Genomic DNA, 24,757 nt, shown 5'->3' on the forward strand with positions numbered 1-24,757 from the left:
AGATTATGTATAGTCAAGATAATATAGAGTTATCTTTACTTCTAATCCTATCATTTTTCTTACTGATTGAAAAGGATTCATGACCCTTTGGATAGGGAACTAGAATAAAACAATGCGTTGAAAGGAAGAAAAAAATGAGAATTGGGTATGCTTGCATTAATATGACGATGCCGTCAAAATTTAAAACGTGCCGCTTAAAAACAGTGGAGCTTGAAGGGATGGAAAAAGTAAAAGAGCTCGCCCTTCATAATTTAAATGAAACACTGCGTGTGATCGAATGGAATATTGCGCATGATCTTTATTTCTACCGAATGAGCAGCGACTTAATTCCGTTTGCGACACATCCGGTTATGACGTGGGACTGGGCGGAGGATGCGGACGTCCAGGAAGTAACGAAGAAAATCAAACAGCTTCAGCAGCAGCACAATCTCCGCCTTTCGGTTCATCCCGGTCAGTATACGCTTATTAATTCACCGAACGCAGAAGTGGTTCGAAAAGCGATTCTGGATTTACGTTATCACGCGAAGCTGCTTACACTGACGGGCGGAACCGATATGATTCTGCATGTGGGCGGTGTATACGGAGACAAGGAAGCAGCGAAAAGCCGGTTTATTTCGGCGTATGGTAAGCTGCCGGCTGACGTGCGTTCTTATTTGCGCATTGAAAACGACGATAAATTATTTACGATCGACGATGTGCTGGAAATTTGCGAAACGACCGGAGCGGCCGCTTGTTTTGATATTCACCATCATGCGTGTCATCATGAGGAAGGGAGCACGGTTGCGGAGGCAATGGAAAAAGCGTTTCACACGTGGATTCCTTTAGGGATTCCACCTAAAATGCACATTAGCTCAGGGAAAACGAGTAAAACCGACCGCGCGCACCACACGTTTATTTTCGAAGACGACTGGCGCTATTTGATCGATCATCTTCCAACTTCCTCGGTGGATGTCATGGTAGAAGCGAAGATGAAGGAGCAGGCAGCCTTTGAGATTATCAATCGTTTTCTGTGAGAAAAAAATAAAAAGCCGGGAGACTATGACATCGTCACAGTCTCCCGGCTTTTGTGTGTGGTATTCTAGCTTTCGAAGCGAAGCAAGGGAATGCGCTGCGCATACTGCTTGATCAGCTTTTCGTTATGCGCGTCAGCACCCGAACGATTGCCGCTTAAAAACACAGGGGGCGTGAAGCCGGTTTGATTCAATCGTTCAATGGCGGCAGCGATTACTCCATTTAACAAAGCGGCGCCCATGACGGTGGAAACAGGTGCAAACGGCGCGGGTATGCCCGGGCTGCTGACGATGGCATCTCCGTATGGTGCACCGTTGTCGATCACAAGATCCGATACGTCCGAAAGCTTTAAGCCATCTTTATGTCTGGACACTGCTTTTTCTGAATAGGAAAGAGACGTAAGGGCAATTGTTTTAGCCCCTTTTTCTTTACTGAGCAGCTGCACGTCAATCGGCACCGGATTAATGCCGGATGTTGAAACGACGATCATAACATCTTCAGCTCGAATATCGACTTTATCGATAAAGGAATGAGCGAAACCGTTTTGCCGTTCCAAGAGAGAAGAGCGAACAGCCCCTTTATGGAGCATGATGTCCTCGATTAAAACCGGATTGATACAGGCGAGTCCACCAGCCCGGTAAAATAGCTCCTCGGCTAAAAGATGGGAATGGCCGCAACCAAACACGTGGATGACGCCGCCCTGCGCAATGCTGTCCGTTAAAAAGCGGGCGGCTTTTTCGGTTATCTCTGTTTGTGCTTGAGCGGTTTTCACAAGCATATCGGCTGTTTGATTCACATAATGTAAAAACATCGGACACCTCCTTTACCGGTTAATGTCAATCGTGAATTTGTAGCGGTCGGCCCGGTAGGAGGACTTCACGTATTCAAGCGGTGTGCCGTCTTTTAAAAAGGTGTTTCGCTCAATTAATAATACTGGCGCGCCTTTTTGCACTAAAAGGTGGGCTCGTTCCTGTTCATTGACGATAGCCGCTTCCATCGACTGAACAGCATGGCCGATTTGGAGTCCAAGATCTTCTTCAATATACCGGTATAAAGAAGAGGCCGTTATTGCTTCCGTCAGTCCCTTGACCAGGTTTGCAGAAATATAAACCGTCTCAAGCGCCATCGGTACGTCATCCGCGAGACGAATACGCTTGATTTCATAGACGGGTGTGTGCTGCTTCAGGTGAAGCCGTTCAGCCACTTTTGTTTCGGCGGGTACAAGTTCAAAGGAGAGCAGCGTGTTGGCTGGATTCATGCCGCGCACCTTCATGTCCTCAGTGAAGCTGGTTAAGCCGGACAGCTTTTGTTCAAGCTTTTGTTCCGCCACGAACGTGCCGCGCCCTTTTTGTCTCGTCAAAAGTCCTTCGTTGACAAGGTTGGTAATCGCCTGCCGGACGGTCATTCGGCTAATGTCCAGTTGTTCGGCATATTCCCGTTCAGACGGCAAAAGGTCACCGGGTTTTAATGTATTGTTTTCGATTTGGCTGCGCAGCGACCGCTCCAGCTGGAAATAAATCGGCATCGGGGACTGTTTATCAATCATCGTCTTTCTTCCTTTCACGTAACAGTGGAAAGCGCTTCTTCATCTGCTAGTATTGTAACATGCGGGTGGCGGTGCAGCACAGAAGCAGGGAAATCCTCTCCTGTTTCACCGGACATCAGCCGCTCGATGGCAGCCGCTTTCCGCCGGCCGGACGCCATCAGTAAAATCTCGCGGCTTTTCATGATCGAGGCAATGCCCATCGTAATGGCTTGCTGGGGAACGGCCTCGATTGAAGGGAAAAAGCGGGCGTTCGCCTGGCGTGTGGACTCAGCGAGTGTGGTCATATGAGTCGTTTGCCCGAATGAAGTGCCAGGCTCATTAAAGCCGATATGCCCGTTTTCCCCGATGCCGAGAAGCTGCAGGTCGATGCCGAGGTGATCGATCAAGGCTTCATACCGACTGCATTCAGCTGGTAAATCCGCTGCCTCTCCGTTTGGAAGGTGTGTATTCGCGAGCGGAATGTCGATGTGGCGGAACAGCTGCGTATTCATAAAGGAATGATAGCTGTTTTCGTCGTCTGCGGGCAGTCCAATGTATTCGTCCAAATTAATGGTCCGGATCTGCCGGTAAGATACATTTCGCTTTTGGTGCTCAATGATCAGTTGTTCATACAATCCGGCCGGCGTAGAGCCAGTGGCCAGGCCGAGAACGGCATCGGGTTTTTCCGATAGCTTGCGCAGCACGTATTCCGCTGCTTTTTTGCTCATGTCTTCATAATTGGAAGCGCGAACTATGTTCATTTACGATTCTCCTTTTTCATATGCGATTTTTCCACGGCAAATGGTTTTTTGAAGCTCCAGCTGGTCGTTATAGATCACAATGTCTGCGTCTTTGCCGACTGTGATGCTGCCTTTCTGGTCAAAAAGGCGCGCTTGACGGGCGGGATTTTCAGCCGTCATCTTCACCAGATCCTGAATGCTGCACCCTGTCCACGCACGCATATTTTGCATTGCTTTTTGCATGGCCAGCGTGCTGCCGGCCAGCGTACCGTCCGGAAGAACCGCTTTTCCATTCGTTACACGGACTGCCTGCCCGCCGAGATCGTATTCTCCGTCTGGAAGCCCTTTTGCGCGCATGGAATCCGTTATGAGCACAATACGATGGGCTGTTTTTTGTTCAAAAGCGATCCGGACCATCTGAGGGTGTATGTGAATGCCGTCGACGATCATTTCAGTATAAAGCTCTTTCGTTAAAAGAGCTGCGCCCGCAGTTCCCGGCTCGCGGTGATGCATCCCGCGCATGCCGTTAAATAAGTGGGTCACGTGCGTCAATCCAGCTTCTGCCGCTTGCGTCAGCTGATCAAAGGTGGCATCAGTATGACCGGCGGAAGCGGTAATGTCCGATTGAACAAGATGCGAGAGGAGCGCCAGTCCATTTGATTCCTCTGGCGCCAGCGTGACCAGCCGGATACGCCGGCCGGATAAACGGTGCCACTCGTCAAATAAAGAGCAATCCGGTGCCAGAATCGCATCTGCCGGCTGGGCACCGGGATGCTTTTTCGAAATAAATGGTCCTTCTAAATGAATGCCAGCCAGCTCCGCCGTACGATCCGTCTGGTCAAAAGAAGCAATACAATGTAATGCCTGCTCGATCGCTTCCTGCTCCTGTGTCATCGTCGTTGCCAAAAAGGAGGTGGTGCCTTCAGATGGCAGAAAAGCCGCCATTTTGTTTAAAGATGAACCCGTCCCATCCATTACATCGGCTCCATCCGCTCCGTGAATATGGAGATCAACGGCGCCAGGAAGAATGTGTGTGTGCTCCGGCACGCGAATGTCTAATGAGGACGGTTCATCCGGTTTTTGTTCAAGTGGTCCGACAGCCGCAATCTGCCCATCCACAATGCGGACGAATCCGGGTGCAAAAATCTTCTCTTCTGCATAAACAGTGCCGCCGCACACGGTGTAATTGTTCATTCCAACACGTCCTGTTCTTTTTTTGATTACCCTTAGTGTATCGGATAAAAAACTAGTTGTCTATACCAATTAAAGTGTGGATTTAAACAATTTACGGGTTTTTATTTTGAATTATCATTAAATTGGTATAGACAACTATACTTTGATCGTGATAAAGTGCAGGTAGTGAAAGCGTTCTCTTTTTAGTGAAACAAATACGGGAGGAATGATTTGGATGATGAAGTATTTGCAAAACATTGGCCGCTCCTTGATGCTGCCGGTAGCGGTCTTGCCGGCCGCCGCGATTTTAATGGGGATTGGCTACTGGATTGATCCTGTTGGCTGGGGAGTAGATAATGCCGCGGCCGCCTTTTTAATTAAAGCGGGTTCGTCTATTATTGACAACATGGCGATTTTATTTGCGGTCGGGGTGGCGCTCGGCATGTCAAAGGATCGAGACGGATCGGCGGCGCTCAGCGGGCTTGTTGCTTATCTTGTCGTGACGACACTGTTGTCAACAGATTCCGTTGCCATGCTGCAAGGGACCGACCCGGAAAACGTGAACGCCGCCTTTGAGAAAATCGGAAATCAGTTTATCGGTATTTTATCCGGGATTGTCGCATCCATTATGTATAACCGCTTTAGTCACGTCCAGCTGCATGACGCTCTTGCGTTCTTCAGCGGAAAACGACTTGTGTCGATTATTACGACCATTGCCATGCTTGTGATTTCCGGTCTTTTATCATCTTTGGCGAGAAGACTCCCTCCTCAAAGTGGTTTTCTTAGGGGGGGGAGATGAATCGCTGCTTTTGACTTTACAAACACACGTTCTGTTTGCTATACTGAGTGCAACAGGAAGAGAATGCAGAATGAAAACGAATGAGGCAGCTGCAGCCTGTTCGTATCCGCAAATGTGGATTCATTAGAGCCGTCACCAGCCGATCTCTTTCCATCGAATGATAAGAAGGTGGTGAGTGATTTGATTATTCATCGAGCCTATAAATTCCGTCTCTATCCAAACAAAGAACAAGAAATCCTCATCGCTAAAACCATCGGCTGTTCCCGTTTTGTGTTTAACCGCTTTTTAGCGCTATGGAATGAGTCCTTCAAGGAAACAGGGAAAGGCTTGACGTACGGCACCTGTTCTTCGCAGCTTCCTGCGTTAAAACAAGAATATGAATGGCTCAAAGAAGTGGACAGCATTGCGATTCAATCGTCTGTCAAACACTTAGCGGATGCCTTTTCACGCTTTTTCAAGAAACAAAATCAGGCTCCACGATTCAAATCCAAGAAAAACCCGGTACAGTCGTACACAACCAAATGCACAAACAACAACATCGCCGTTGAAGGAAACCGGCTCAAACTGCCAAAGCTCGGTTTTGTTCGATTCGCCAAAAGTCGTGAAGTGGAAGGGCGTATTTTATCCGCTACCGTAAGACGCAACCCAACTGGAAAATATTTCGTGTCGATTCTCACGGAAACAGCTGTACAGCCGCTGCCGAAAACTGGTTCTTCGGTCGGAGTAGATGTCGGCCTCAAAGATTTCGCCATTTTGTCCGACGGCACCGTGTTTAAAAACCCGAAATTTTTCCGTTCCCTTGAACAAAAACTAGCGAAAGAGCAGCGCATTCTCGCACGCCGCAAACAAGGGGCGATCCAGCGGAAGCAGCCCCTGCTAGAAGCGAAGAACTACCAGAAACAAAAGCGAAAAGTGGCGCGCATTCATGAAAAAATCGCCAACGCACGTGCGGATTACTTGCATAAAATTTCAAACGATCTTGTCAAAAACCACGACATCATCGGCATTGAAGATTTGCAGGTAGTGAACATGCTCAAAAACCGCCGCCTCGCGAAAGCCATCAGCGAAGTGAGCTGGGCGCAGTTTCGAACGATGCTGGAGTACAAAGCAGCCTGGTACGGAAAGCAGGTGGTAGTTGTGTCCAAAACCTTCGCCTCAAGCCAGCTTTGTTCCAGCTGTGGCCATCAACATAAAGACGTAAAGAATCTCGCGCTGCGTGAATGGACCTGCCCACAGTGCGGCATCCATCATGACCGGGATCTTAACGCAGGACTGAATTTGAAACAAGAAGCAGAACGCCTCATCGCTTCTTCAACCGCTGGGACGGCGGGGCTAGCCTACTAAACAACGGGCGGTTACGCTTGTGATCGTAGGAATCCCCCACTTCAAGGAGCGTTAGCGAGTAAGTGGGGGTAGTTCAATATGTGTTATTCCGCTTTTTAATCGTAAAGTTTGATTTGAAAACACCGGGAAGAGAAGAGGAAACGCTCAATAGCAATGTGAGTGCCGCTCCTTCCGGCAATGAATTTGAACAAATGGCCGCGATTATTTATGATGGGCTGGGCGGCGATCAAAATGTCACGTCTGTCGACAATTGCGTGACACGCCTGAGAATGGAAGTGAAGGATATGGACGCTGTTGATCAAGCGAAAATCAAATCAACCGGTGTTCCTGGCATCAATATTGTCGGTCCCAACAGCATTCAGGTCATTGTCGGAACGAAAGTCCAATTTGTAGCAGATGAAATAAAACGGATGCGCAAAAACCAATAACGAAAAATGCCGGATGACTCCACAAACAGTCATTCGGCTTTTTCCTGTCATCTTTTTTTCGTAAAAACACCGACAATCTGCATAGGAGAGAAGCATTATGGGTATGAAGGAGAAGAATGGAGTGTGATGACATGATCCAATTTGAACAAGTGGAGAAAAAATATCCCGACGGAACACATGCGGTACAAGAATTGAACTTGACCATTGACAAAGGTGAGTTTTTTGTGCTGATCGGGCCGAGTGGCTGCGGGAAAACGACCACACTAAAAATGATTAACCGGCTCATACCGATCTCAGGCGGCACTGTGCGAATTGACGGCAAAAAAATCAGTGAATTCGATATTCATGAACTGCGCTGGAATATTGGCTACGTGCTGCAGCAAATCGCGCTTTTTCCTCACATGACCATTGCGGAAAACATCGCGGTCGTGCCGGAAATGCGCGGATGGAGTGCGGAGAAAATTAATCATCGTGTGGATGAATTGCTCGACATGGTTGGCCTTGAGCCTTCAATTTACCGCAGCCGGAAGCCATCAGAGCTTTCCGGCGGCCAGCAGCAGCGAATCGGCGTGATACGGGCTCTCGCTGCTGATCCTGACATTATCTTAATGGATGAGCCGTTTAGCGCACTGGACCCGATCAGCCGCGAAAAATTACAGGATGACCTGCTGAGCCTGCAGCGCCAGATTCAAAAAACAATTGTGTTTGTCACTCATGATATGAAAGAAGCGGTGAAGCTCGGGGACCGTTTATGCTTAATGAAGGACGGCCGGATTGTGCAAACCGGGACGCCAGAAGATATTCTTCAGCATCCGGCAAATGCCTTTGTGGAAAGCTTTATCGGTGTTCATCAGGAAAAAGAACACACGCGGGTGAAAGAGGTCGTTCGAGCGTACCCAGCCAACGAATCAGCGGGCGGCCGCATAGGGGGAGATGCAACCGTTGCACAGGCGATGCAGCTGCTGGCGCAAACAGAAGCGTTAACCGTATATGAAAACGGCAAACCGATCGGCATTGTCACACGACAAACGATGATTCAGTTTCTTGCCGGGGAGGTGACGGCATGAACCAGATGACCCGTGTTTTTTCCGATCGAAAGGAAGAGCTGCTCGCTGCTTTACTGGAGCACATTCAACTCTCATTTATTGCCCTCTTTTTTGCGGTATTAATTGCCATTCCGCTTGGCATTTACTTAACAAGAAAACAAAAAGCAGCCGAGGGGATTATAGGGATATCAGCGGTCATGCAGACGATTCCTTCTCTTGCCCTTCTCGGCCTCCTCATCCCGCTGTTTGGCATCGGCAAAATACCGGCGATTATTGCCCTCGTTGTGTACGCCCTTTTGCCCATTTTGCGCAATACATATACCGGGATTAAAGAAGTTGATCCTTCTTTACTGGAAGCAGCCAGAGGGATGGGCATGAATCAGAAACGCCGATTGATGAAGGTGGAGCTGCCGCTGGCGATGCCTGTCATTATGGCAGGGATCCGGACAGCGATGGTGCTCATTGTCGGAACGGCGACACTGGCAGCCCTCATCGGTGCCGGCGGACTGGGAGATATCATCCTGCTTGGCATCGACCGGAACAATACAGCGCTGATCATTTTAGGCGCGATTCCTGCTGCGCTGCTGGCGATTGTGTTCGATGTTTTGCTGCGCCGTTTTGAACGGATGTCCTTTAAAAAAGCAGGCATCATGATCGGAGCCCTGCTGGCGATTGCGCTGCTTGTGATCGTTGTGCCGCTTATTAGCCGGCAGGACAAGGAAATTGTCATTGGGGCTAAGCTCGGGGCCGAGCCTGAAATTTTAATTAATATGTATAAACTTCTTATTGAACAGGATACCGATCTTACGGTTGAATTAAAGCCGGGGCTTGGTAAAACGTCGTTCGTTTTTAACGCACTTGATTCGGGCAGCATTGACGTCTATCCGGAATTCACCGGCACCGCTATTTCCGAATTTTTAAAAGAAACGGCCGAAAGCACAGATGCTGTGAAAGTATACGAACAGGCAAGAGACGGCATGAATGAGCAGTTCGACATGACGCTGCTTGAGCCGATGCAATACAACAACACGTATGCACTGGCGATTCCATCGGCACTGGCGAAACAAAACAATATTCAGACCATTACTGATGTGAAGCAGATTGAAAGCGAGATAAGAGCAGGCTTTACGCTGGAGTTTTCCGACCGTGAGGATGGTTACCTTGGCATTCAAGAGCTGTACGGCATTGATTTTCCGTCCGTTGTGACGATGGAGCCGAAGCTGCGTTATCAAGCGCTGCAAAACGGAGAAATCAATTTGATCGATGCGTATTCTACAGACAGTGAACTTCAAGTATATGAGTTAACGGTGCTAGAGGACGACCAGAATCTCTTCCCGCCTTACCAGGGTGCACCGCTCCTTACAAATGAAACAGCCGAGGAATATCCGGAGCTCGTTGATTCCTTGAATAAGCTTGCCGGTCATATTACCGACGATGAAATGCGGGCGATGAACTACGAGGTGAATGTCAATAATCAGTCCGCTGAAGAAACCGCCCGCGCTTTTTTAACAGAAAAAGGATTGCTTAACGAATAAGATAAAACAGATGGAGACCATAGTGTTTGCACAGTCAAAACCGAACGACGCTCATGTCGTTCGGTTTTTCACGCTGTAAAAAAATTTTGTCAATGAACAGCAAGGGACCCATCCATTTTGACCGATAAAATAAAAGGAGTGGCTGATAAACACGCTGATCTGACCGGAAAAGGCTTTTTATCGGTCAGAAGATGACGGATACCGGTCACTCCTGCCACGATCTGCACCAGAGTTCTTTTTTTCAGCTTATATAAATGACAGTTCACGCGGATTGATTCGGTTGTTTTGTCTCTTCGCTCTTCAGGCTGACCTTTTCCACTTTTTCTGCAAGGCGTTTCTTCAATTTCTTCACTGCTTTTTTGGTTTCGTTTCGAGGCGTGTTGATTTTCTTCTTATATTGCTTTAGCTTTTTCAAGCCGTCCTGAAGATCGTTGATGTCGCCGAACTGGCTTTGAATCGCTTTGAAATACGCTTCTTCTTCGGAAAAATCACGGCTCGTCCGCTCGGCAAGATCTCCGTACATATAGCGAAGCGCTTTCGAGCGGATTCTCACTTTATGGAGCGCTTCAATTGAAATGTCAGCCTGTTTCCCGTGTGCGTCAGCCGTCTGATGATAATGTGCCACTCGCTCACGGAAATCCTGCTCAAACGACTGGACTCGAGCGCGCTGCCGAATACGAAGAGCATAGGAAGGAAGCTCGTTTTGCATAAAAGATGGCCACTCAACCATCTTCAGCTTTTCTACCAAGTCAGGAAGCTGCTTTTGGAGTTTTTTCTTGTGCTTGTAACGGTCCTGCTCCACGTAGTCTGACACTTCTTGAAAAACGGTCTGTTTCCGTCTGGAAAAGGCGTTTAAAAAAACATCGGCTTCCCGGATCGGGTTGAGCAGCGAATGAATCTTTTTGATTGTTTTTAAAAGCGGATGCTTTTTAGGTACGTTTAAAAATTCCAGAAGAGACCGAAGCTTGCGTCCATTTACCCGTGCCTGGTGAATTGGCTCCGGTTCGTCCGCTGTTTTGCTTTTACTGCAGGAAGAAACGTACACGTCAAATTGCTTTTGCAGCTGCTGCTGCCACTGATCCAGCACCGCTTCGGCCGACTGCGCAGCACACTCTTCGCAAATAAATCCGTTCGGTAAGGAAAGAAGGACATCCTTCCGCTGACAAATGGAACACGTTTTTTTCTTCTTTGCCATTTTTCATCACCTCAGATGTGATCGTTTCCAGTTCTTTTCCCGCTTTTTCCCGCCTCCTAACAAGTGGCGAATAATCATATCGGATTTTGATTTTATGTTCGTCCTTTTCGTGATATAATGGGATCGAATTGTAAGAGTAAGCAAAAAAGATAGGAAATAACGGATAATAAGGAGAATGTGTACATGACTGGATTCCAATCAAAAACGATTATGATGCTTGGCTCAGGTGAGCTTGGCAAGGAAGTGGTTCTCGAAGCGCAGCGGCTTGGTGTGAAAACGATCGCAGTGGATCGGTACGAGAATGCGCCGGCAATGCAGGTGGCTCACGCATCTCACGTGATCAATATGCTCGACGGGGCAGCGCTGCGAGCCCTTATTGAGCAGGAAAAACCCGATTATATTATTCCGGAAATCGAAGCCATTGCAACAGAAACGTTAATGGAGCTTGAGCAGGATGGATTTACCGTTGTTCCGACGGCCAAAGCAGCTAATTTGACGATGGACCGGGAAGGCATTCGGCGCTTGGCCAGTGAGACACTGGGGCTGCCGACGGCCAAATACGAGTTTGCCAATACATTAGAAGAATTAAAGGAAGCCGTTGGGAAAATCGGCACGCCGTGTGTCATTAAACCGATTATGAGCTCATCTGGAAAAGGCCAGAGTGTCTGCCGGTCAGAAAGGGATATTGAAGCATGCTGGACAGCAGCGATGGAAGGCGGCCGTGCGAAAAAAACACGCGTCATTGTGGAAGAATTTATTGCATTTGAATCAGAAATTACCCTTTTAACCGTACGTTCTGTTTCGGGGACGGCTTTCTGTGCGCCGATCGGCCACATTCAGCAGGATGGGGACTATATTGAATCGTGGCAGCCTCATGTGATGTCAGAAACACACATTGCTGAAGCGGAAGAGATCGCGAAAAAAATAACCGATGCGCTCGGCGGCTATGGTCTGTTTGGTGTTGAACTGTTTATTACGGCAGACGGCATTTACTTCAGTGAAGTGTCTCCGCGTCCGCATGATACAGGCATGGTGACGATGGTGACGCAAGATGTATCGGAATTTGCTATCCACATCCGGGCCGTTTTAGGCTATCCGATCCCGGCGATCCGCCTGCTTTCTCCTGGCGCCAGCCGGACCGTCAAGGCTTGGGAAGAAAAAACAGACTACGCGGTAAATGGAGTGGGCGAGGCGCTTGCACTGCCGGATACGCAGGTGCGCGTTTTCGGAAAGCCGGAAACAAAAGTCGGCCGCCGGATGGCTGTTGTGTTGACAATAGCTGACGAGGTGGAGGAGGCGAGACAAAAAGCGGAGCAGGCCGCATCCTTACTCTCTGTTGACTATCAATCATGAAAGAAACGGTCTGCCAAGCAGACCGTTTCTTTCATGATGCGTCCGAGGTGAGGGAGGATAAAATAGCTTTTGTTTCCGCAATTTTGTCCGCATTTCCCTGCTGGATATAATCGTGAAGCTCACTTAAATAATAATCGAGCTCCTGGTAGCGGACTTCCCTGGAACGGGCTTGTTTGTTTTTTTCGTGCTGCTCGGTTCGGGTAGTGAATTGAATGGCTTTATTTAAACGAATGAGCACATCTTCATCGACAATTTTGGCGTAAATCAGCTCCATCGAGTCACGGTGACGGCGGAAGGCAAATTGATTATTGGCTGCGGCATGATACACATTTAAAATCATCGTTCCCCGGTCGAATCCCCAAAAGATCAAGTAGTGCTGCTGGGCTAGCTCGTGAACAATGCTTTTTAACTGCTCCTTTGACATGTGAAGAGACAGGTTTTTGTGTTCAATCATCTTCGGAGCCCCCTTCAGTTTAAGTAAGCGTTTTCAATATCTACATTATATGATAAAAGAGTAGGTTCGTTCAAGTAGCCGGACTTCACAAAAAGTCCGGCCGCTCTTTTTCGTCGAGTTCCTCAGCAGCGACTTGAAGATCATGCATCGAGATGGATAAAATAAAATAATCCCCTTTTTCCACCCGCTGTTCCGCCGCCGCTTTTAAAAATTTAGGCGACCCTTCCTGATCCTCGTCATACACAAGAAGCAGCGCATCAGTGTTGTCCAATGAAAATTCATCACGGGCTTTGAATTGCCACGGGGCGATATACGGCTTTTTTGAGACTGCATCAACAAAATCAGCCTGGCCGATCACGCTTTTGTAATAATCCTGGCGCTCTTCCTTCCAATTCTTCTCCTGTTCCAAAAAAGGCGTGAGCACACCAACCTTAATGTCTGGAAACTCTTTTTTTAGTGAAAAAACAACCTCCGCTCCCCATAGCTCAATGCCAGGCTGACCGCCGATAATGACCCATTCGAGCCCTTCGTCAATCAAGGTGCGAAAGCGCTGCTCAAGGGCATATTTAATAACCGCGATTCCTGGATTTTTTTGATCCCAAATGCCAAGCTCGTGGCTTTTATAGCCGGAAAGCAAAATCGTTTTGACCAATTCAACCACCTCGCGTCCATTATACAGCGTAAAATGGTAAAATGAAAAAAGATCAGCGAAAAAAGGAGACCAACATGAACGTTTTGACAATGGAAGGCTTAACGAAAACAATCGGTGAAAAAACACTTTTTAATGATATTTCATTTTCAATCACAGAAGGCGATAAAATTGGGGTGCTCGGTATTAACGGCACCGGGAAATCCACGCTGTTAAATGTGATTGCCGGCATCGACGATTACGACAAAGGGCAAAAGGATCATCCGAATGATTACTCCATTTCGTATTTGTCGCAAAATCCGCACTTTGATGAATCGCTGTCCATTCTTGATTATATGTACGCGAGCCAGTCCGCCACCTTTACAGCCATTAAAGAGTATGAATATGCGCTGCTGCGCCTGCAGGAAAATCCGACGGACGAAGCGGTGCAGCAGGCGCTCATGAAGCAGCAGCAGCGAATGGATGACGTAAACGCCTGGGATACAAGCGCCGAAGCCAAAACGATCTTAACTAAGCTCGGACTGCCCGATCCCACCCGCAAGCTGTCGGAGCTGTCCGGCGGGCAGAAAAAGCGGGCAGCCCTTGCGAAAACATTGATCGAAACACCGGATTTGCTTATTTTAGACGAGCCGACGAACCATCTGGATTACGACAGCATTAAGTGGCTTCAGGACTATTTAAAAAAAACGAAACGAGCCGTGTTATTCGTGACACATGACCGGTATTTCCTTGATGAAGTGACAGATAAGATCTGGGAGCTAGAACGCGGGAAGCTGTATGAATACAAAGGAAGCTACACGGATTTTCTGGAGGCGAAGGCCATTCGGGAAGAAAATGAATCGCTTGAGCAAAGCAAAAAGGAAAGCTTGTTTAAAAAAGAGCTGGCCTGGATGCGAAAAGGCGCCAAAGCCCGGACGACAAAACAAAAAGCCCGGATTCAGCGATTCGAAACACTGGATGCAGATGTGAAAAACAAAACAGAAAAAACATCGCTTGAAATGGACCTGGGCGGGGCGCGGCTTGGCAAAAAGGTACTGGAATTAAAGCAGATTAACAAGTCCTTCAGCGGCCAGGTGATCCTGAATGATTTCTCCTTCCTGTTTAAGCGGGGCGACCGGATTGGCATCGTCGGCCGAAACGGCAGCGGGAAATCGACCCTTTTACATATTTTAGCGGGACGGGAGCAGGTGGACAGCGGAGAGCTGGATCTCGGACAGACGGTGAAAATCGGCTACTACACGCAGGAAAACGAAGATATGGACGAAAGCAAGCGAATGATTGAATACATCCGGGAAACGGCCGAATCCATTCAATTAAAAGACGGCAGCTTCATTACCGCTGCGCAAATGCTGGAGAAGTTTTTATTTCCGGCCCATGCGCACGGCACCTTGATCCGAAAGCTGTCCGGCGGCGAAAAACGCCGATTGTATTTATTGAATATTTTAATGGCCGCGCCGAACGTTTTGCTGCTTGATGAGCCGACCAACGATCTGGATACGCAAACCCTCACCATTTTAGAAGAGTATTTAGAGTCTTTCCCTGGTGTGATTGTCACCGTGTCCCATGACCGGTTCTTTCTTGATAAAGCGTGCCATCAGCTGCTTGTGTTTAAAGGCAGCGGTGTGCTTGATTTTTATTACGGCAGCTATTCTGATTTTCTGGAAGAAGCGCCAGAACCGGCTCCGATTGAGGAGAAGCCGAAATCGCCTGCAGCACCACCTCGTCCTGAACGGAAAAAGAAAATGTCCTATGCCGAAACACGTGAATGGGAAACAATTGAAGAGGATATGGAAGCGGCAGAACAGCGTATAAAGGATATTGCAGCTGAAATGGGCACCGCCGGCAGTGACTTCGAAAAGCTAAATAGCCTGATGGCAGAAGAAGAAGCCTTAAAAGAAAAGCTTGATTACATGCTGGAGCGGTGGGAGTACCTCGCTGAAAAAGCAGAATAAATAGAAGAAGGCTTCAAACAGGGAGCCTCTTTTTGTTTCGACAAAACCTGTCAAAAAATTCAGGTACCGTTTGACAGCCTTCTCTTTTTTAGCGCGGTATGATAAAAGAAAAAAGGTGAGTGAAAAACAATGAACCGAACAATTAACTGGTGCTGCAGCGCCTGCCAAAAACCGATTCTAGCGAATGATTTAATTGCCTGGACAAAGAAAGAAACGCTCGTTCATTTGATTTGCGACGCATCGAAGCTTGAGCAGGGTGTCTATTATATCGGCCGTGCAAATCACGTCATGAATGAGCATGAGATGAATCAGCAGGATGATGCTCCTTATTCCTTTTTATAACTGCTGGTGAATTAACAGCTGATTAACTCCGGTCCGAATAAAACGATTTGTGTATCCGCTTACAATAAACAGGACTGCCGAAAAGGGCAGTCCTGTTTATTGTTTTAATTCAAAGCCAATATGATTTAAAGCCTGTTCTAAATTCGTCACAATCAATATATCCTTAATTTCTGCGTTCATCTGAACGGCTTTCATTGCCAAGTCAGGCCGGAAACCGGTTAAAATCGGCGCCACCCCAATAAGCTTTAAGATCGTCGCAATTTTCAATAGGGAAGCAATAACGGTTTCGTTAACGTACATGATGCCGGATAAATCAATGATTAAGTAATCCAGTGCCAGCTCCTGGCTTTTAAATAAAGCGGTTTCGATAATGCTTTCTGCCCGTCGCCCGTCAATGTCACCGACGATTGGCAGAATCGCCAGTCCGCTTGTGATCGGCACAACAGGTGCAGCAGATTGATACAGCTGCTGATGCGTATAATCGAGTTCAAGCACGTACGTCAACAGAGAAGACATCGTTTCAAACAGGTTGATTTGTTCGTCGGTAAACGTTTGTTTTTTTGTATCGAGACCACAAATGGTGCCATAGTTTTCCCCATCCTCGTAATTAATGGGAATGGCAATAAAGGTCCCGCCGCCAAGATTACTGGTGACATTCATGTCTTTTGTTCCGTCATGAGCATTTAAGTCAGGAATAATCAGAATACGATCTCCATGCTCGACACTTAAGCTGCAATAGCTTTCATAAAAAGGAAGCTCTTCTCCTTCCGTGACCAGCGTTTCTTCTTTGTTGTATACTTTCACCATCCGGTTGGTCTTTCCATCATTGCGAGCAACAAATAGCGTGTTTAAATCAATGAATTCAGCCATTAATTGAAGAACACGGACGGCCGCTTCTTCAAAATCGCGAAACTGGGTATTGCTTTGTCGTATGCTGGTCGTACTCATATAAACATTCACGCTTCTTTCCTCGGCAATTTCAATTCTATTTGCCTATCATATCATGACAGGAGAGTTCGCAAAAATAATTTAATCGTGAAAATTAAGGAAGCGGTATAATAGAACGGTGGAGGTGATCGATATGGTAGAACTGCTGCTGACAATGCTTGAACGCCTCGGCATCCTCGTCATGATTGCATTTGTGCTGACAAGACTGTCCTTTTTCCGGGATATGATTTACCGTGATCATTTAAACAACGACCAGCGTTTCAAAGCGATTTTGTTTTTCAGCTTCTTTGGCATCATTGGCACGTATTCAGGCGTTGCGTTTCATTCCGCGTCCGGAACGTACAACGTGTGGGCGTTTGATCTGGCAAATGAAGAAGCCATTGCCAATTCGCGGGTCATTGGGGTCGTGATGGCTGGCTTGTTTGGCGGCTGGAAAGTAGGGCTTGCCACAGGCTTTCTGGCGGGTGCCCACCGTTACACGCTGGGCGGCTTTACCGATTTTGCCTGTGGAGCGGCTTCGGTTATGGCCGGCTTGATCGCAGCTTGTTTTTATCAATCCAAAAAAGAGATCACGCTCAAAACGGCTTTTGCCGCTGGAGCGCTGAGTGAATGTGTGCAAATGGGCATGATCCTGCTGCTGGCGAAGCCATTCGACCGCGCTCTGTTTTTAGTCCAGCAAATTGGTTTGCCGATGATTATCGCGAACGGACTTGGTGCAGCGCTCTTTTTGCTGATCATTAAAAGCGTAGTGAAAGAAGAAGAAAAAGCGGCTGCGCTGCAGGCCCAGAAAACATTGCGAATGGCAAGCAGAACGATTCCGCATTTGCGCAATGGACTTGATGCTGTGTCCGCCTCTGTCATTTGTGAGATTGTGCTGAAGGAAGTTCATGCTAACGCGGTCTCCATTAATCAGCAAAATGAAGTGCTTGCTTTTAAAGGAACAGGAACGGCTCAGCCTCATTTGTCTGTCCAGAGAAGCCCGTACATAGAAACGTCGATTGGCTCAGACACGATTTTAGCAGCGCCAATCCATCAGGGCGAAAAACAGGTTGGAACGCTGCTGTTTTATTTCCGCGCGGGGCAAAAAATATCCGAATTAGCGGTTGAATCCGTGCTTGGCATCAGTTCGTTAATTGGGAATCAGCTTCAAAATGCTGAGGTGGAACGTACGTATACGCTGGCAAAGGAAGCAGAAGTCAAAGCACTCCAAGCACAAATCAGCCCTCATTTTTTGTTTAATTCGTTAAACACGATTGTGTCACTCACTCGGATTGAGCCGGATCAAGCCCGAAGACTGCTCATCGATCTGGCCCGCTTTTTACGAAAAAACCTGTCTGCCACCACAGCCGAATGGACGAGTCTTTCAGAAGAGCTGGATCATGTACGAGCGTACTTATCCATTGAGCAGACACGATTTGAAAACAGACTGTCTGTGCATTATGAGATTAATGAATCGGTTCTGCATGCCCCTGTTCCTCCGCTTACCCTGCAGCCCATTGTTGAAAATGCGGTAAAGTACAGCATGCAGGGGGTCGGGGACCATGAAGTACATATCCGGATCCATCCGCAAAACGGGGGTGTAGCCGTTTCGATTTCAGATGATGGCCCGGGCGTAGAGGCATCCAGGCAAAAAGAGCTCGGTCAAAAAGCGGTTTCCTCCCAAAAAGGCAGCGGGATTGCCTTAGTTAATGTGAACCGCCGTTTGAAGATGCTAGTAGGTGAAGAAGCGGGTCTGACGTTTTCATCCAGTCAAAAGGGTGGTCTCCTCGTTTCATTTAACATTCCAATTAAAGTAGGTGATCACGTATGATAAAGCCTATTCGGACACTGGTTGTCGATGACGAGCCATACAGCCGGAAGGAGCTCATTCATTTATTGAAGGAGCATCCGGCCATTCAAATTGCAGGAGAAGCCGATTCAGGCGAGCAGGCGGTTGTCAAATGCACCCAACTGCAGCCGGATGTGGTCTTTTTGGATATTGAGATGCCCGGCATGAATGGCCTTGAAGCCGCCCGGGCGCTCCAGCAGCTTAAGAAAGTGCCGGATATTGTCTTTGCCACAGCGTATCCGGAGTTTGCTGCTGAAGCATTCCGGTATGAAGCGGTTCACTATCTGTTAAAGCCATTTGAGGAGGGGGACATTGCTGTGACCGTTTCAAGGCTTGAAAAAGCCTTGAAATCGTTTCCTGAAGCCGCCATCAAGCATTCCGGCAAACTGGCTGTCGAGCACGAAGGAGACATTTTTTACCTGGACCCGAACGATATTTTGTACGTAACCCGTGAAGAAAAAACAAGTAAAATTGTGACGATGGAGCATGAATATGAAGTGAAAACACCGATGAAGGAGCTAGAAGCCCGGTTTAGTGAGTTTCCGTTTTTCCGCATTCACAAAAGCTTTCTCGTGCATTTGGATTATATTAATAAACTAACGCCCTGGTTCAACGGCGCTTATCAGCTGGAATTAAAGGGCCGGAAAGAAGTGCTTCCGGTCAGCCGTAATTACGTAAAAGAGCTTCGGCAGCAGCTTGAGCTGTAGCATGTTATCACTTTATTTAGACACGATATCCTCTCGTTTCAACATGTGAATCCGTTTTCCGTCTTTTCATGACGGAACCCATTATACTATTTGTAAGCGATTACAAATGTGAAGGGGAGGAAATATCATATGGTTACATTTATTGGGGCACTTGTTTTGCTCGTTGTTGGTTATTTTACGTATGGAAAATTCATCGAGCGGATGTTTGGTGTAAAAGAAGAACGGTCAACACCCGCTTTTACCCACCAGGACGGTGTGGACTATCTGCCGATGAACGAAAAGAAAAATTCATTAATCCAGCTGTTAAATATCGCAGGTGTCGGGCCGATCTTCGGGCCCATTATGGGAGCTCTGTACGGACCTGTCGCGTTCATTTGGATCGTCGTCGGCTGTATTTTTGCCGGAGCGGTTCACGATTACCTGACAGGCATGATTTCCATCCGCAATAGAGGCGCTCATTTGCCGGAGCTTGCGGGTAAGTTTTTGGGCAAAGCGATGAAACATGTGGTCAATGCCTTTGCGATTTTGCTGCTTGTCCTCGTGGGCACCGTTTTTGTCACATCGCCAGCCGACCTATTGTTTAACTTAATGGATGGCTGGATGGGGATCAGCTTGATCGTCGGTTTCATTTTCGCGTATTATATTTTAGCGACCCTTCTGCCGATCGACAAAATTATCGGGCGGTTTTATCCGATTTTCGGCGCCCTGCTAATTATTAGTGCTGTTGGTGTCGGCGTGTCGCTCGTTGTGACGGGCGCACCGATTCCAGAGTTGACACTATCCAATATGCATCCGGATAACCTGCCTATTTTCCCATTATTGTTTTTAACGATTTCCTGCGGGGCGCTGTCCGGGTTTCATGCCACTCAGACGCCGATTATTTCACGGACAACGCAAAATGAAAAACAAGGCCGGAGAATTTTTTACGGCATGATGATTGCAGAAGGCATGATTGCGATGATCTGGGCTGCGGCTGCGATGAGCTTGTTCCAGGGACCCGTCGGCTTAAATGAGCTGCTTGCAAATGGCGGACCGGCAGCAGTGGTCAGCGAAGCGTCTATCCTGTCATTAGGGGCGATTGGCGGAACGCTTGCGATTTTAGGCGTTATCGTATTGCCTATCACATCCGGTGATACAGCTTTCCGGAGTGCGCGGATGATTATTGCGGATTACTTGAACATTGGACAGGCGAAGCTGTCGAGCCGCCTTTGGATTGCTCTGCCGCTGTTTGTTATTTCCTTTGCCTTAACGAAAATTGATTTTAACCTGCTGTGGCGGTATTTTTCATGGGCAAACCAGTCGACGGCCGTGATTGCTCTTTGGGTCGCTGCTGTTTACTTATTCATTGCCGGCAAACACTATTTTGTGGCGATGATCCCGGCTGTTTTCATGACGATGGCGACAACAACCTATATTTTGAATGCCCAAATCGGGTTCCGGCTGCCGCTTGAAACGTCTTACTATATTGCTGCCGTTGTGACAGCTGTCATTATCGGGCTGTTTTACAAGCGGGCGATTCGGGCGAAAAAAGACAATATTCCGCTTGAAGAAGATATTTCGGGACGTCCGGCTGCATAAAAAGAACAAAAAAGAGGCAATCTTTTCATAATTGCCTCTTTTTTGTGTGTGAAAAGAATCGCAAAGGGGTATAGAACCGTATCTTTACATAGAGGGGGCCGCCAGTGGCATGATTGAATTATTAAAAAAAGGAAATACGTCCTCCGGCATTGCCGCGCTTGGCAATACGGTGCTGGCCATTCTGAAGTTTTTCGCAGCCGCCTTTAGCGGCAGCGGCACGATGTTCGCCTCTGCGATGCATTCCCTTGCGGATGCGATTAATCAGGGATTCGTTTATTTTGGCAGCTCACTCGCTGAAATGAAGCCGTCAAAACGATTCCCGAGCGGCTTCGGACGGCTCGTCAATATTTTTTGTATGATTGCTGTGATCGTTGTCTCCATCATGGCCTACGAAACGATTTTTAAAAGGGTGGAAGCTGCTTCAGTATCCTGAAGAATCAACGGACTTTTTATTAAATGCCGCCGTTCTCCTGGCCGCTTTTATTATCGACGGATTTATTCTTTATAAAGCAATGAAGGAAATTCTGCATGAAGCACGCGTAGAGAAAAACGGAAACATCATCTCCCAGGCGTTTAAAAATGTTGGCAAAGCTTCGCCGGCTACACGTCTTGTTTTTTACGAGGATCTTGTCGCTACGTCCGGTGCCGTTCTTGCCTTTATTGGCATTAGCCTTGCTCAAATAGGTGTGTTAGCAGCTGATGGCGCGATTACCATTCTCATCGGCCTGCTGATGGTGTTTGTTGCGTTCCGTGTCGGCTACGATAACATGGTCGGGCTGATTGGTGTTGCGGCTCCTGTGGAAGTGGAAACAAAGGTTGCACAAGCCATTTTGGATGATCCCGATGCTGTGGATATTCATTCTCTGCGGATTTTGCAGGAAGGCCGCACGTATCACGTTGACGGCATCATCGAGCTTCGTCAGGGCATGACGCTGGCAGACGCGGACGACAGCAAATTCCGGGTGAAAAACCGTCTGTTGGAAGAGCCGGAGATCAGTGACGTCACCCTCGGTATTATTGAGGATGACCGTACTCCTACGTGGAACAACAAACCGAAATAATAACGAGGCCGGATGCAATGTGCTCATCCGGCTTTTTTCTATGCGAATCCTATAGTTTTCCTGAGCGTGGCATAGTATGATGAAAAAAATATCCTTTATGTAGAATGGTGACAAGATGATGAATACGTTTCGATTAAACTTGATCCTAATTGTGATTATTGCGCTGTTGATCATCTCCAGTATTTGGAGCTATACGGCATTTTTAGAGATGGAAGATGCGAGCGACCGGATTGTAGAGGATGCCGTTCCTGTCTCAAATGCGGCAAATGATCTGTTGACGCAGCTCGTAAACCAGGATACAGCGGTACGAGGCTTTATTATTACGGAGGAGAGCCGCTATTTAGATCCTTACTATGACGGAAAAGCGGCTCTTCTTGAAAATTTGGCTATTATAGATCGGTATGAGGAGCAGCATCCGATTATGAAAGACATTATCGAAGAAGAAGCATTGCCGAAAATCAACAACATGCGGGTTTATTTTGAACGGCAAATAAACCTTGTCAAGTCCGGACAAATGGAACAGGCAAGGGAGCAAATCAATGACGGAAAATCAACGATGGACTCCTTCCGGGAAACCGATCTTAAAATCGACCAGGATAACAATAAAATTATTAATGACGCATGGGAAGCAAGCAATAGAGCAGGTGCAAGAGCAAAAAATATGATTATTTTCAGTGGAGCAGCGGCTCTTACGGCAGTTGGAGCACTTATTTATTCCTTTATGTCGAACCGGAAGCTGACGGCTCTTTCCTCTTTTGATGGGCTGACGAAGCTGTATAACCGGAGAATGTTCGACAAGTTTATGAAAGAAGCCTGGGAAGAAGCGGCGGACACACAGCAATCACTGGCGGTAATGCTCATGGATGTGGATCATTTCAAGCTGTACAACGATACATATGGCCATGTTGAGGGAGACCGCTGTTTAAAAACCATCGCTTCGATTCTGGCCGAAAACGCCGGATCGCCCTTTATTCCGGCACGATACGGCGGAGAGGAATTTGTTGTCATTATGCCTAATACAACAGCAGAGGAAGCAAACGCAGCAGCAGAACGCATTCGTCACAAAGTGGAAAGTGCCTCTTTGCCGCATATCGCCTCTCTTTCAAACCGCATCGTGACGATCAGTGCCGGAGCGGCAGCGTTTGTGCCGGACACCTCTTTATCCCCATCAGACCTTATTGAAATGGCGGATGAAGCTTTATATGAAGCAAAGCAAGGAGGCCGCAACCGCGTTTCGGTCAGCCGTCAGAGCGTCTCATAAGAGAATGAATAAAATTGCTTTCCTGCCGCACACTAAAAGGGCAACACATTTTATTCAGGAGGCGATGACGGTGACTTCACCACAATTCAACCACGGGGCACATGAGTTATTCGATGTTCATGAAGTCCTTTCGACAACACTTGGAGCGTTAAACAAAATGACGCTTGTCCGCGATCATATCCAGGACCCGGAGCTGCTGGATATATTGGACCGACAGCATGCATTTATGCTTCAGGAGTATAACACAACGGTTGACTGCTTTCAGTCCGGCCAGGATCCGGCTGTTCCGACAAAAAGCTATATGATGAAGCAAAACAATACGTTTACATTTGGCATTGAACCAAAAGCGCCATCGAAGCCAATGCAGCAGGCGTCTGAAATCAACGATGAAGTCATCTCAGGCTTTATGCTCGGCGCAGCGAAATCCATTGCGACGGCAAAGACCTCTGCCGCGCTGGAAACGACAAATCCCGTTGTTCGCCGCGTGATAGCTGATTCCATCCCGAACTGTATTGAAATGGCGTATGAAACCTCGATTTATCAAAACAAGCACCGCTACTATCAAGTGCCGCAGCTGCCGGTAGCGGATATGCAGATGATTTTGCAGTCGTATGCATCCGCGCCTCAGGCTGTCACTCAATAAAAAATGGAACCGTCCCTTGCACACAGGGGCGGTTTTTTTGTACGATAGGGGAAAAGTGAGGATGATTCAGATGATGCTTAGAGAGGCATGGCCGGAAGAACGGCCGCTGCTGTATGAATGGGGTCACCGTGAGTGGCCGAAAAACCGGACGCTTGCACAATACATAGAAGACAACCAAAAGGAAGAAGCATATGGTACACGCTTTGTTCTTGTGGCGGACGATGGGGAAGTGGCTGCGTCTCTTATGCTGCTGAAGCATCGTCCGCACTTATATGGCCTCGGGTCCATTGTCGTCGCTCCTGCTGCGCGTGGCCGAGGCGTCGGCACACAGCTGCTGACAGAATGCCTGCAAATGCACAAGGAAGCCGCGTTCATGCTGTACAGTGAAATTGGAACGCCGTATTATGAACGCTTTGGCTTCACAGCACTGCCGGACGAATACCAGCGCTATCCGCAAGGGATTTGTATGGTTAAAGCGCATCTGCAGCAGCGTGAGCAGATTATGCAGGAACCGATCCCGGATTACTTTTAAGGAGTGAGCAACGTGCAGATCGTATCGTTAAATATCGGAAAACCGAAAGACCTTCCATACAATAGAAAAACCATTCAATCAGGGATTTTAAAAGCCTCTGCGACTCATGCGGTGTTTTTAACGAAAACCGGCTTTAATGGAGATGGGCAAGCGGATCTTGTTCATCATGGCGGCGTGGATAAAGCAGTATGTGTGTACGCGCAGGAGCATTTTTCCTACTGGCAGGAAAACTGAACCGACCGTTTCAGGCAGCCGCTTTTGGAGAAAATATTACGTCAGAAGGGCTTCTTGAATCAAGCGTGCATATCGGCGATACGTTTCAACTAGGCGAAGCTGTTGTACAGGTGAGCCAGCCAAGACAGCCATGCTTTAAGCTTGCGGCTTTGTACGAAGAACCTAAAATGCCCCTTTTCGTCAAACAATCGGGATACACGGGTTTTTATTTCCGTGTTTTGCAGGAGGGAAAGGCTGCAAGAGGGATGGAAATCATTCCGTCAACAACCCACAGCGCACGGGTCACTGTTCAAGAAGCAAACCGGATCATGAATGATTCAGCCCGGACGGAAGAAGACAGAATGAAGCTGCTTCAATTGGAGGAACTTGCTGAGAGCTGGAAGGAACCGCTTCGCCGCCAGGCAGAAAAGCTATAAAGC

General features: G+C 47.8%; 23 protein-coding genes and 3 pseudogenes. 18 read left to right on the top strand and 8 right to left on the bottom strand.

The features are described 5' to 3' along the window. Window positions 1-134: 134 nt before the first annotated feature. On the top strand, window positions 135-1,013 hold the full coding sequence (gene uvsE / locus BW952_RS00650) for a UV DNA damage repair endonuclease UvsE (protein ID WP_045851094.1): 879 nt from the start codon (window positions 135-137) through the stop codon (window positions 1,011-1,013). A 65-nt stretch (window positions 1,014-1,078) separates the two neighbouring features. On the opposite strand, the gene BW952_RS00655 is transcribed toward uvsE, so the two are convergent. Genes BW952_RS00655 through nagA form a run of 4 tightly spaced genes read right to left on the bottom strand, consistent with a single transcriptional unit; the run spans window position 1,079 to window position 4,470 of the window. After that, window positions 1,079-1,822: an SIS domain-containing protein gene (locus BW952_RS00655; protein WP_045851093.1), complete on the bottom strand. Its 744-nt coding sequence runs from the start codon at window positions 1,820-1,822 to the stop codon at window positions 1,079-1,081. Between the two features lie 12 nt (window positions 1,823-1,834). Beyond that, the gene (locus BW952_RS00660; protein ID WP_045851092.1) at window positions 1,835-2,557 is read right to left on the bottom strand and encodes a GntR family transcriptional regulator; all 723 of its coding nucleotides are present in this window, start codon (window positions 2,555-2,557) and stop codon (window positions 1,835-1,837) included. Between the two features lie 14 nt (window positions 2,558-2,571). Beyond that, window positions 2,572-3,297 carry a glucosamine-6-phosphate deaminase gene (gene nagB, locus BW952_RS00665; RefSeq protein ID WP_045851091.1) on the bottom strand — a complete coding sequence of 242 codons (726 nt, stop codon included), beginning with the start codon at window positions 3,295-3,297 and terminating at the stop codon, window positions 2,572-2,574. Next, window positions 3,298-4,470 (bottom strand): N-acetylglucosamine-6-phosphate deacetylase, encoded by a 1,173-nt coding sequence (gene nagA, locus BW952_RS00670; protein ID WP_045851090.1) that lies wholly within the window; start codon window positions 4,468-4,470, stop codon window positions 3,298-3,300. A gap of 214 nt (window positions 4,471-4,684) precedes the next feature. Between nagA and BW952_RS00675 the strand changes: the two are divergent. The 5 genes and pseudogenes from BW952_RS00675 to opuFB all read left to right on the top strand — a co-directional run. Then, window positions 4,685-5,191: pseudogene (locus BW952_RS00675) on the top strand (PTS transporter subunit EIIC); the annotation flags it as partial. A 240-nt stretch (window positions 5,192-5,431) separates the two neighbouring features. After that, the gene (gene tnpB / locus BW952_RS00680) at window positions 5,432-6,592 is read left to right on the top strand and encodes an IS200/IS605 family element RNA-guided endonuclease TnpB (protein ID WP_414735809.1); all 1,161 of its coding nucleotides are present in this window, start codon (window positions 5,432-5,434) and stop codon (window positions 6,590-6,592) included. 68 nt (window positions 6,593-6,660) lie between these two features. After that, a pseudogene (locus BW952_RS00685) lies at window positions 6,661-7,020 on the top strand (glucose PTS transporter subunit EIIB); the annotation flags it as partial. Window positions 7,021-7,151: 131 nt separating this feature from the next. Beyond that, on the top strand, window positions 7,152-8,087 hold the full coding sequence (locus BW952_RS00690; protein WP_045851144.1) for an ABC transporter ATP-binding protein: 936 nt from the start codon (window positions 7,152-7,154) through the stop codon (window positions 8,085-8,087). Continuing rightward, the gene (opuFB, locus tag BW952_RS00695) at window positions 8,084-9,601 is read left to right on the top strand and encodes an osmoprotectant update ABC transporter permease/substrate-binding subunit OpuFB (RefSeq protein WP_045851087.1); all 1,518 of its coding nucleotides are present in this window, start codon (window positions 8,084-8,086) and stop codon (window positions 9,599-9,601) included. Before BW952_RS00690 ends, opuFB begins: the two co-directional genes overlap by 4 nt. Before the next feature lie 262 nt (window positions 9,602-9,863). Here opuFB and BW952_RS00700 read toward each other — a convergent pair whose 3' ends face one another. Next, window positions 9,864-10,796 (bottom strand): CHAD domain-containing protein, encoded by a 933-nt coding sequence (locus tag BW952_RS00700; protein WP_045851086.1) that lies wholly within the window; start codon window positions 10,794-10,796, stop codon window positions 9,864-9,866. Window positions 10,797-10,979: 183 nt separating this feature from the next. On the opposite strand from BW952_RS00700, the gene purT reads away from it, so the two are divergent. After that, window positions 10,980-12,149 (top strand): formate-dependent phosphoribosylglycinamide formyltransferase, encoded by a 1,170-nt coding sequence (purT, locus tag BW952_RS00705; protein WP_045851085.1) that lies wholly within the window; start codon window positions 10,980-10,982, stop codon window positions 12,147-12,149. A gap of 31 nt (window positions 12,150-12,180) precedes the next feature. On the opposite strand, the gene BW952_RS00710 is transcribed toward purT, so the two are convergent. Together BW952_RS00710 and BW952_RS00715 are read right to left on the bottom strand one after the other, a co-directional pair. Then, entirely contained in the window at window positions 12,181-12,603 is a 423-nt protein-coding gene (locus BW952_RS00710; protein ID WP_045851084.1) for a hypothetical protein, read from the bottom strand. Between the two features lie 85 nt (window positions 12,604-12,688). Beyond that, window positions 12,689-13,255, bottom strand: a complete 567-nt coding sequence (locus BW952_RS00715; protein WP_045851083.1) for an SLOG family protein — start codon at window positions 13,253-13,255, stop codon at window positions 12,689-12,691. A 74-nt stretch (window positions 13,256-13,329) separates the two neighbouring features. On the opposite strand from BW952_RS00715, the gene BW952_RS00720 reads away from it, so the two are divergent. Both BW952_RS00720 and BW952_RS00725 read left to right on the top strand, forming a co-directional pair. Further along, complete coding sequence (locus tag BW952_RS00720; RefSeq protein WP_045851082.1) at window positions 13,330-15,204, top strand: ABC-F family ATP-binding cassette domain-containing protein; 1,875 nt, start codon at window positions 13,330-13,332, stop codon at window positions 15,202-15,204. A gap of 129 nt (window positions 15,205-15,333) precedes the next feature. Further along, on the top strand, window positions 15,334-15,546 hold the full coding sequence (locus BW952_RS00725) for a hypothetical protein (RefSeq protein ID WP_045851081.1): 213 nt from the start codon (window positions 15,334-15,336) through the stop codon (window positions 15,544-15,546). Window positions 15,547-15,642: 96 nt separating this feature from the next. Here BW952_RS00725 and BW952_RS00730 read toward each other — a convergent pair whose 3' ends face one another. Beyond that, window positions 15,643-16,494 (bottom strand): STAS domain-containing protein, encoded by an 852-nt coding sequence (locus BW952_RS00730; RefSeq protein ID WP_045851143.1) that lies wholly within the window; start codon window positions 16,492-16,494, stop codon window positions 15,643-15,645. Between the two features lie 133 nt (window positions 16,495-16,627). On the opposite strand from BW952_RS00730, the gene BW952_RS00735 reads away from it, so the two are divergent. The 9 genes and pseudogenes from BW952_RS00735 to BW952_RS00770 all read left to right on the top strand — a co-directional run bounded on the left by BW952_RS00735 (window position 16,628) and on the right by BW952_RS00770 (window position 24,754). Beyond that, the gene (locus BW952_RS00735) at window positions 16,628-18,304 is read left to right on the top strand and encodes a LytS/YhcK type 5TM receptor domain-containing protein (RefSeq protein ID WP_045851080.1); all 1,677 of its coding nucleotides are present in this window, start codon (window positions 16,628-16,630) and stop codon (window positions 18,302-18,304) included. Further along, window positions 18,301-19,029, top strand: coding sequence for a LytR/AlgR family response regulator transcription factor (locus BW952_RS00740; protein ID WP_045851079.1), 729 nt, complete (start codon window positions 18,301-18,303; stop codon window positions 19,027-19,029). The genes BW952_RS00735 and BW952_RS00740 overlap by 4 nt, the downstream gene beginning before the upstream one ends. A gap of 129 nt (window positions 19,030-19,158) precedes the next feature. Beyond that, complete coding sequence (locus BW952_RS00745) at window positions 19,159-20,607, top strand: carbon starvation CstA family protein (RefSeq protein ID WP_045851078.1); 1,449 nt, start codon at window positions 19,159-19,161, stop codon at window positions 20,605-20,607. A gap of 109 nt (window positions 20,608-20,716) precedes the next feature. Beyond that, window positions 20,717-21,668 (top strand): annotated as a pseudogene (locus BW952_RS00750) (cation diffusion facilitator family transporter). A 118-nt stretch (window positions 21,669-21,786) separates the two neighbouring features. Continuing rightward, on the top strand, window positions 21,787-22,929 hold the full coding sequence (locus BW952_RS00755; protein WP_052698462.1) for a diguanylate cyclase: 1,143 nt from the start codon (window positions 21,787-21,789) through the stop codon (window positions 22,927-22,929). A gap of 70 nt (window positions 22,930-22,999) precedes the next feature. After that, complete coding sequence (locus BW952_RS00760) at window positions 23,000-23,572, top strand: spore coat protein (protein WP_414735808.1); 573 nt, start codon at window positions 23,000-23,002, stop codon at window positions 23,570-23,572. 61 nt (window positions 23,573-23,633) lie between these two features. Then, window positions 23,634-24,104 carry a GNAT family N-acetyltransferase gene (locus BW952_RS00765; protein ID WP_052698461.1) on the top strand — a complete coding sequence of 157 codons (471 nt, stop codon included), beginning with the start codon at window positions 23,634-23,636 and terminating at the stop codon, window positions 24,102-24,104. A gap of 12 nt (window positions 24,105-24,116) precedes the next feature. Beyond that, window positions 24,117-24,338, top strand: a complete 222-nt coding sequence (locus tag BW952_RS19850; protein WP_414735807.1) for an MOSC domain-containing protein — start codon at window positions 24,117-24,119, stop codon at window positions 24,336-24,338. Beyond that, window positions 24,293-24,754: an MOSC domain-containing protein gene (locus tag BW952_RS00770; RefSeq protein WP_414735806.1), complete on the top strand. Its 462-nt coding sequence runs from the start codon at window positions 24,293-24,295 to the stop codon at window positions 24,752-24,754. The genes BW952_RS19850 and BW952_RS00770 overlap by 46 nt, the downstream gene beginning before the upstream one ends. Window positions 24,755-24,757: the final 3 nt, after the last annotated feature.

The sequence above is a fragment of the Domibacillus enclensis genome (genome assembly GCF_900156125.1).
GTDB classification, from domain to species: domain Bacteria; phylum Bacillota; class Bacilli; order Bacillales; family Domibacillaceae; genus Domibacillus; species Domibacillus enclensis.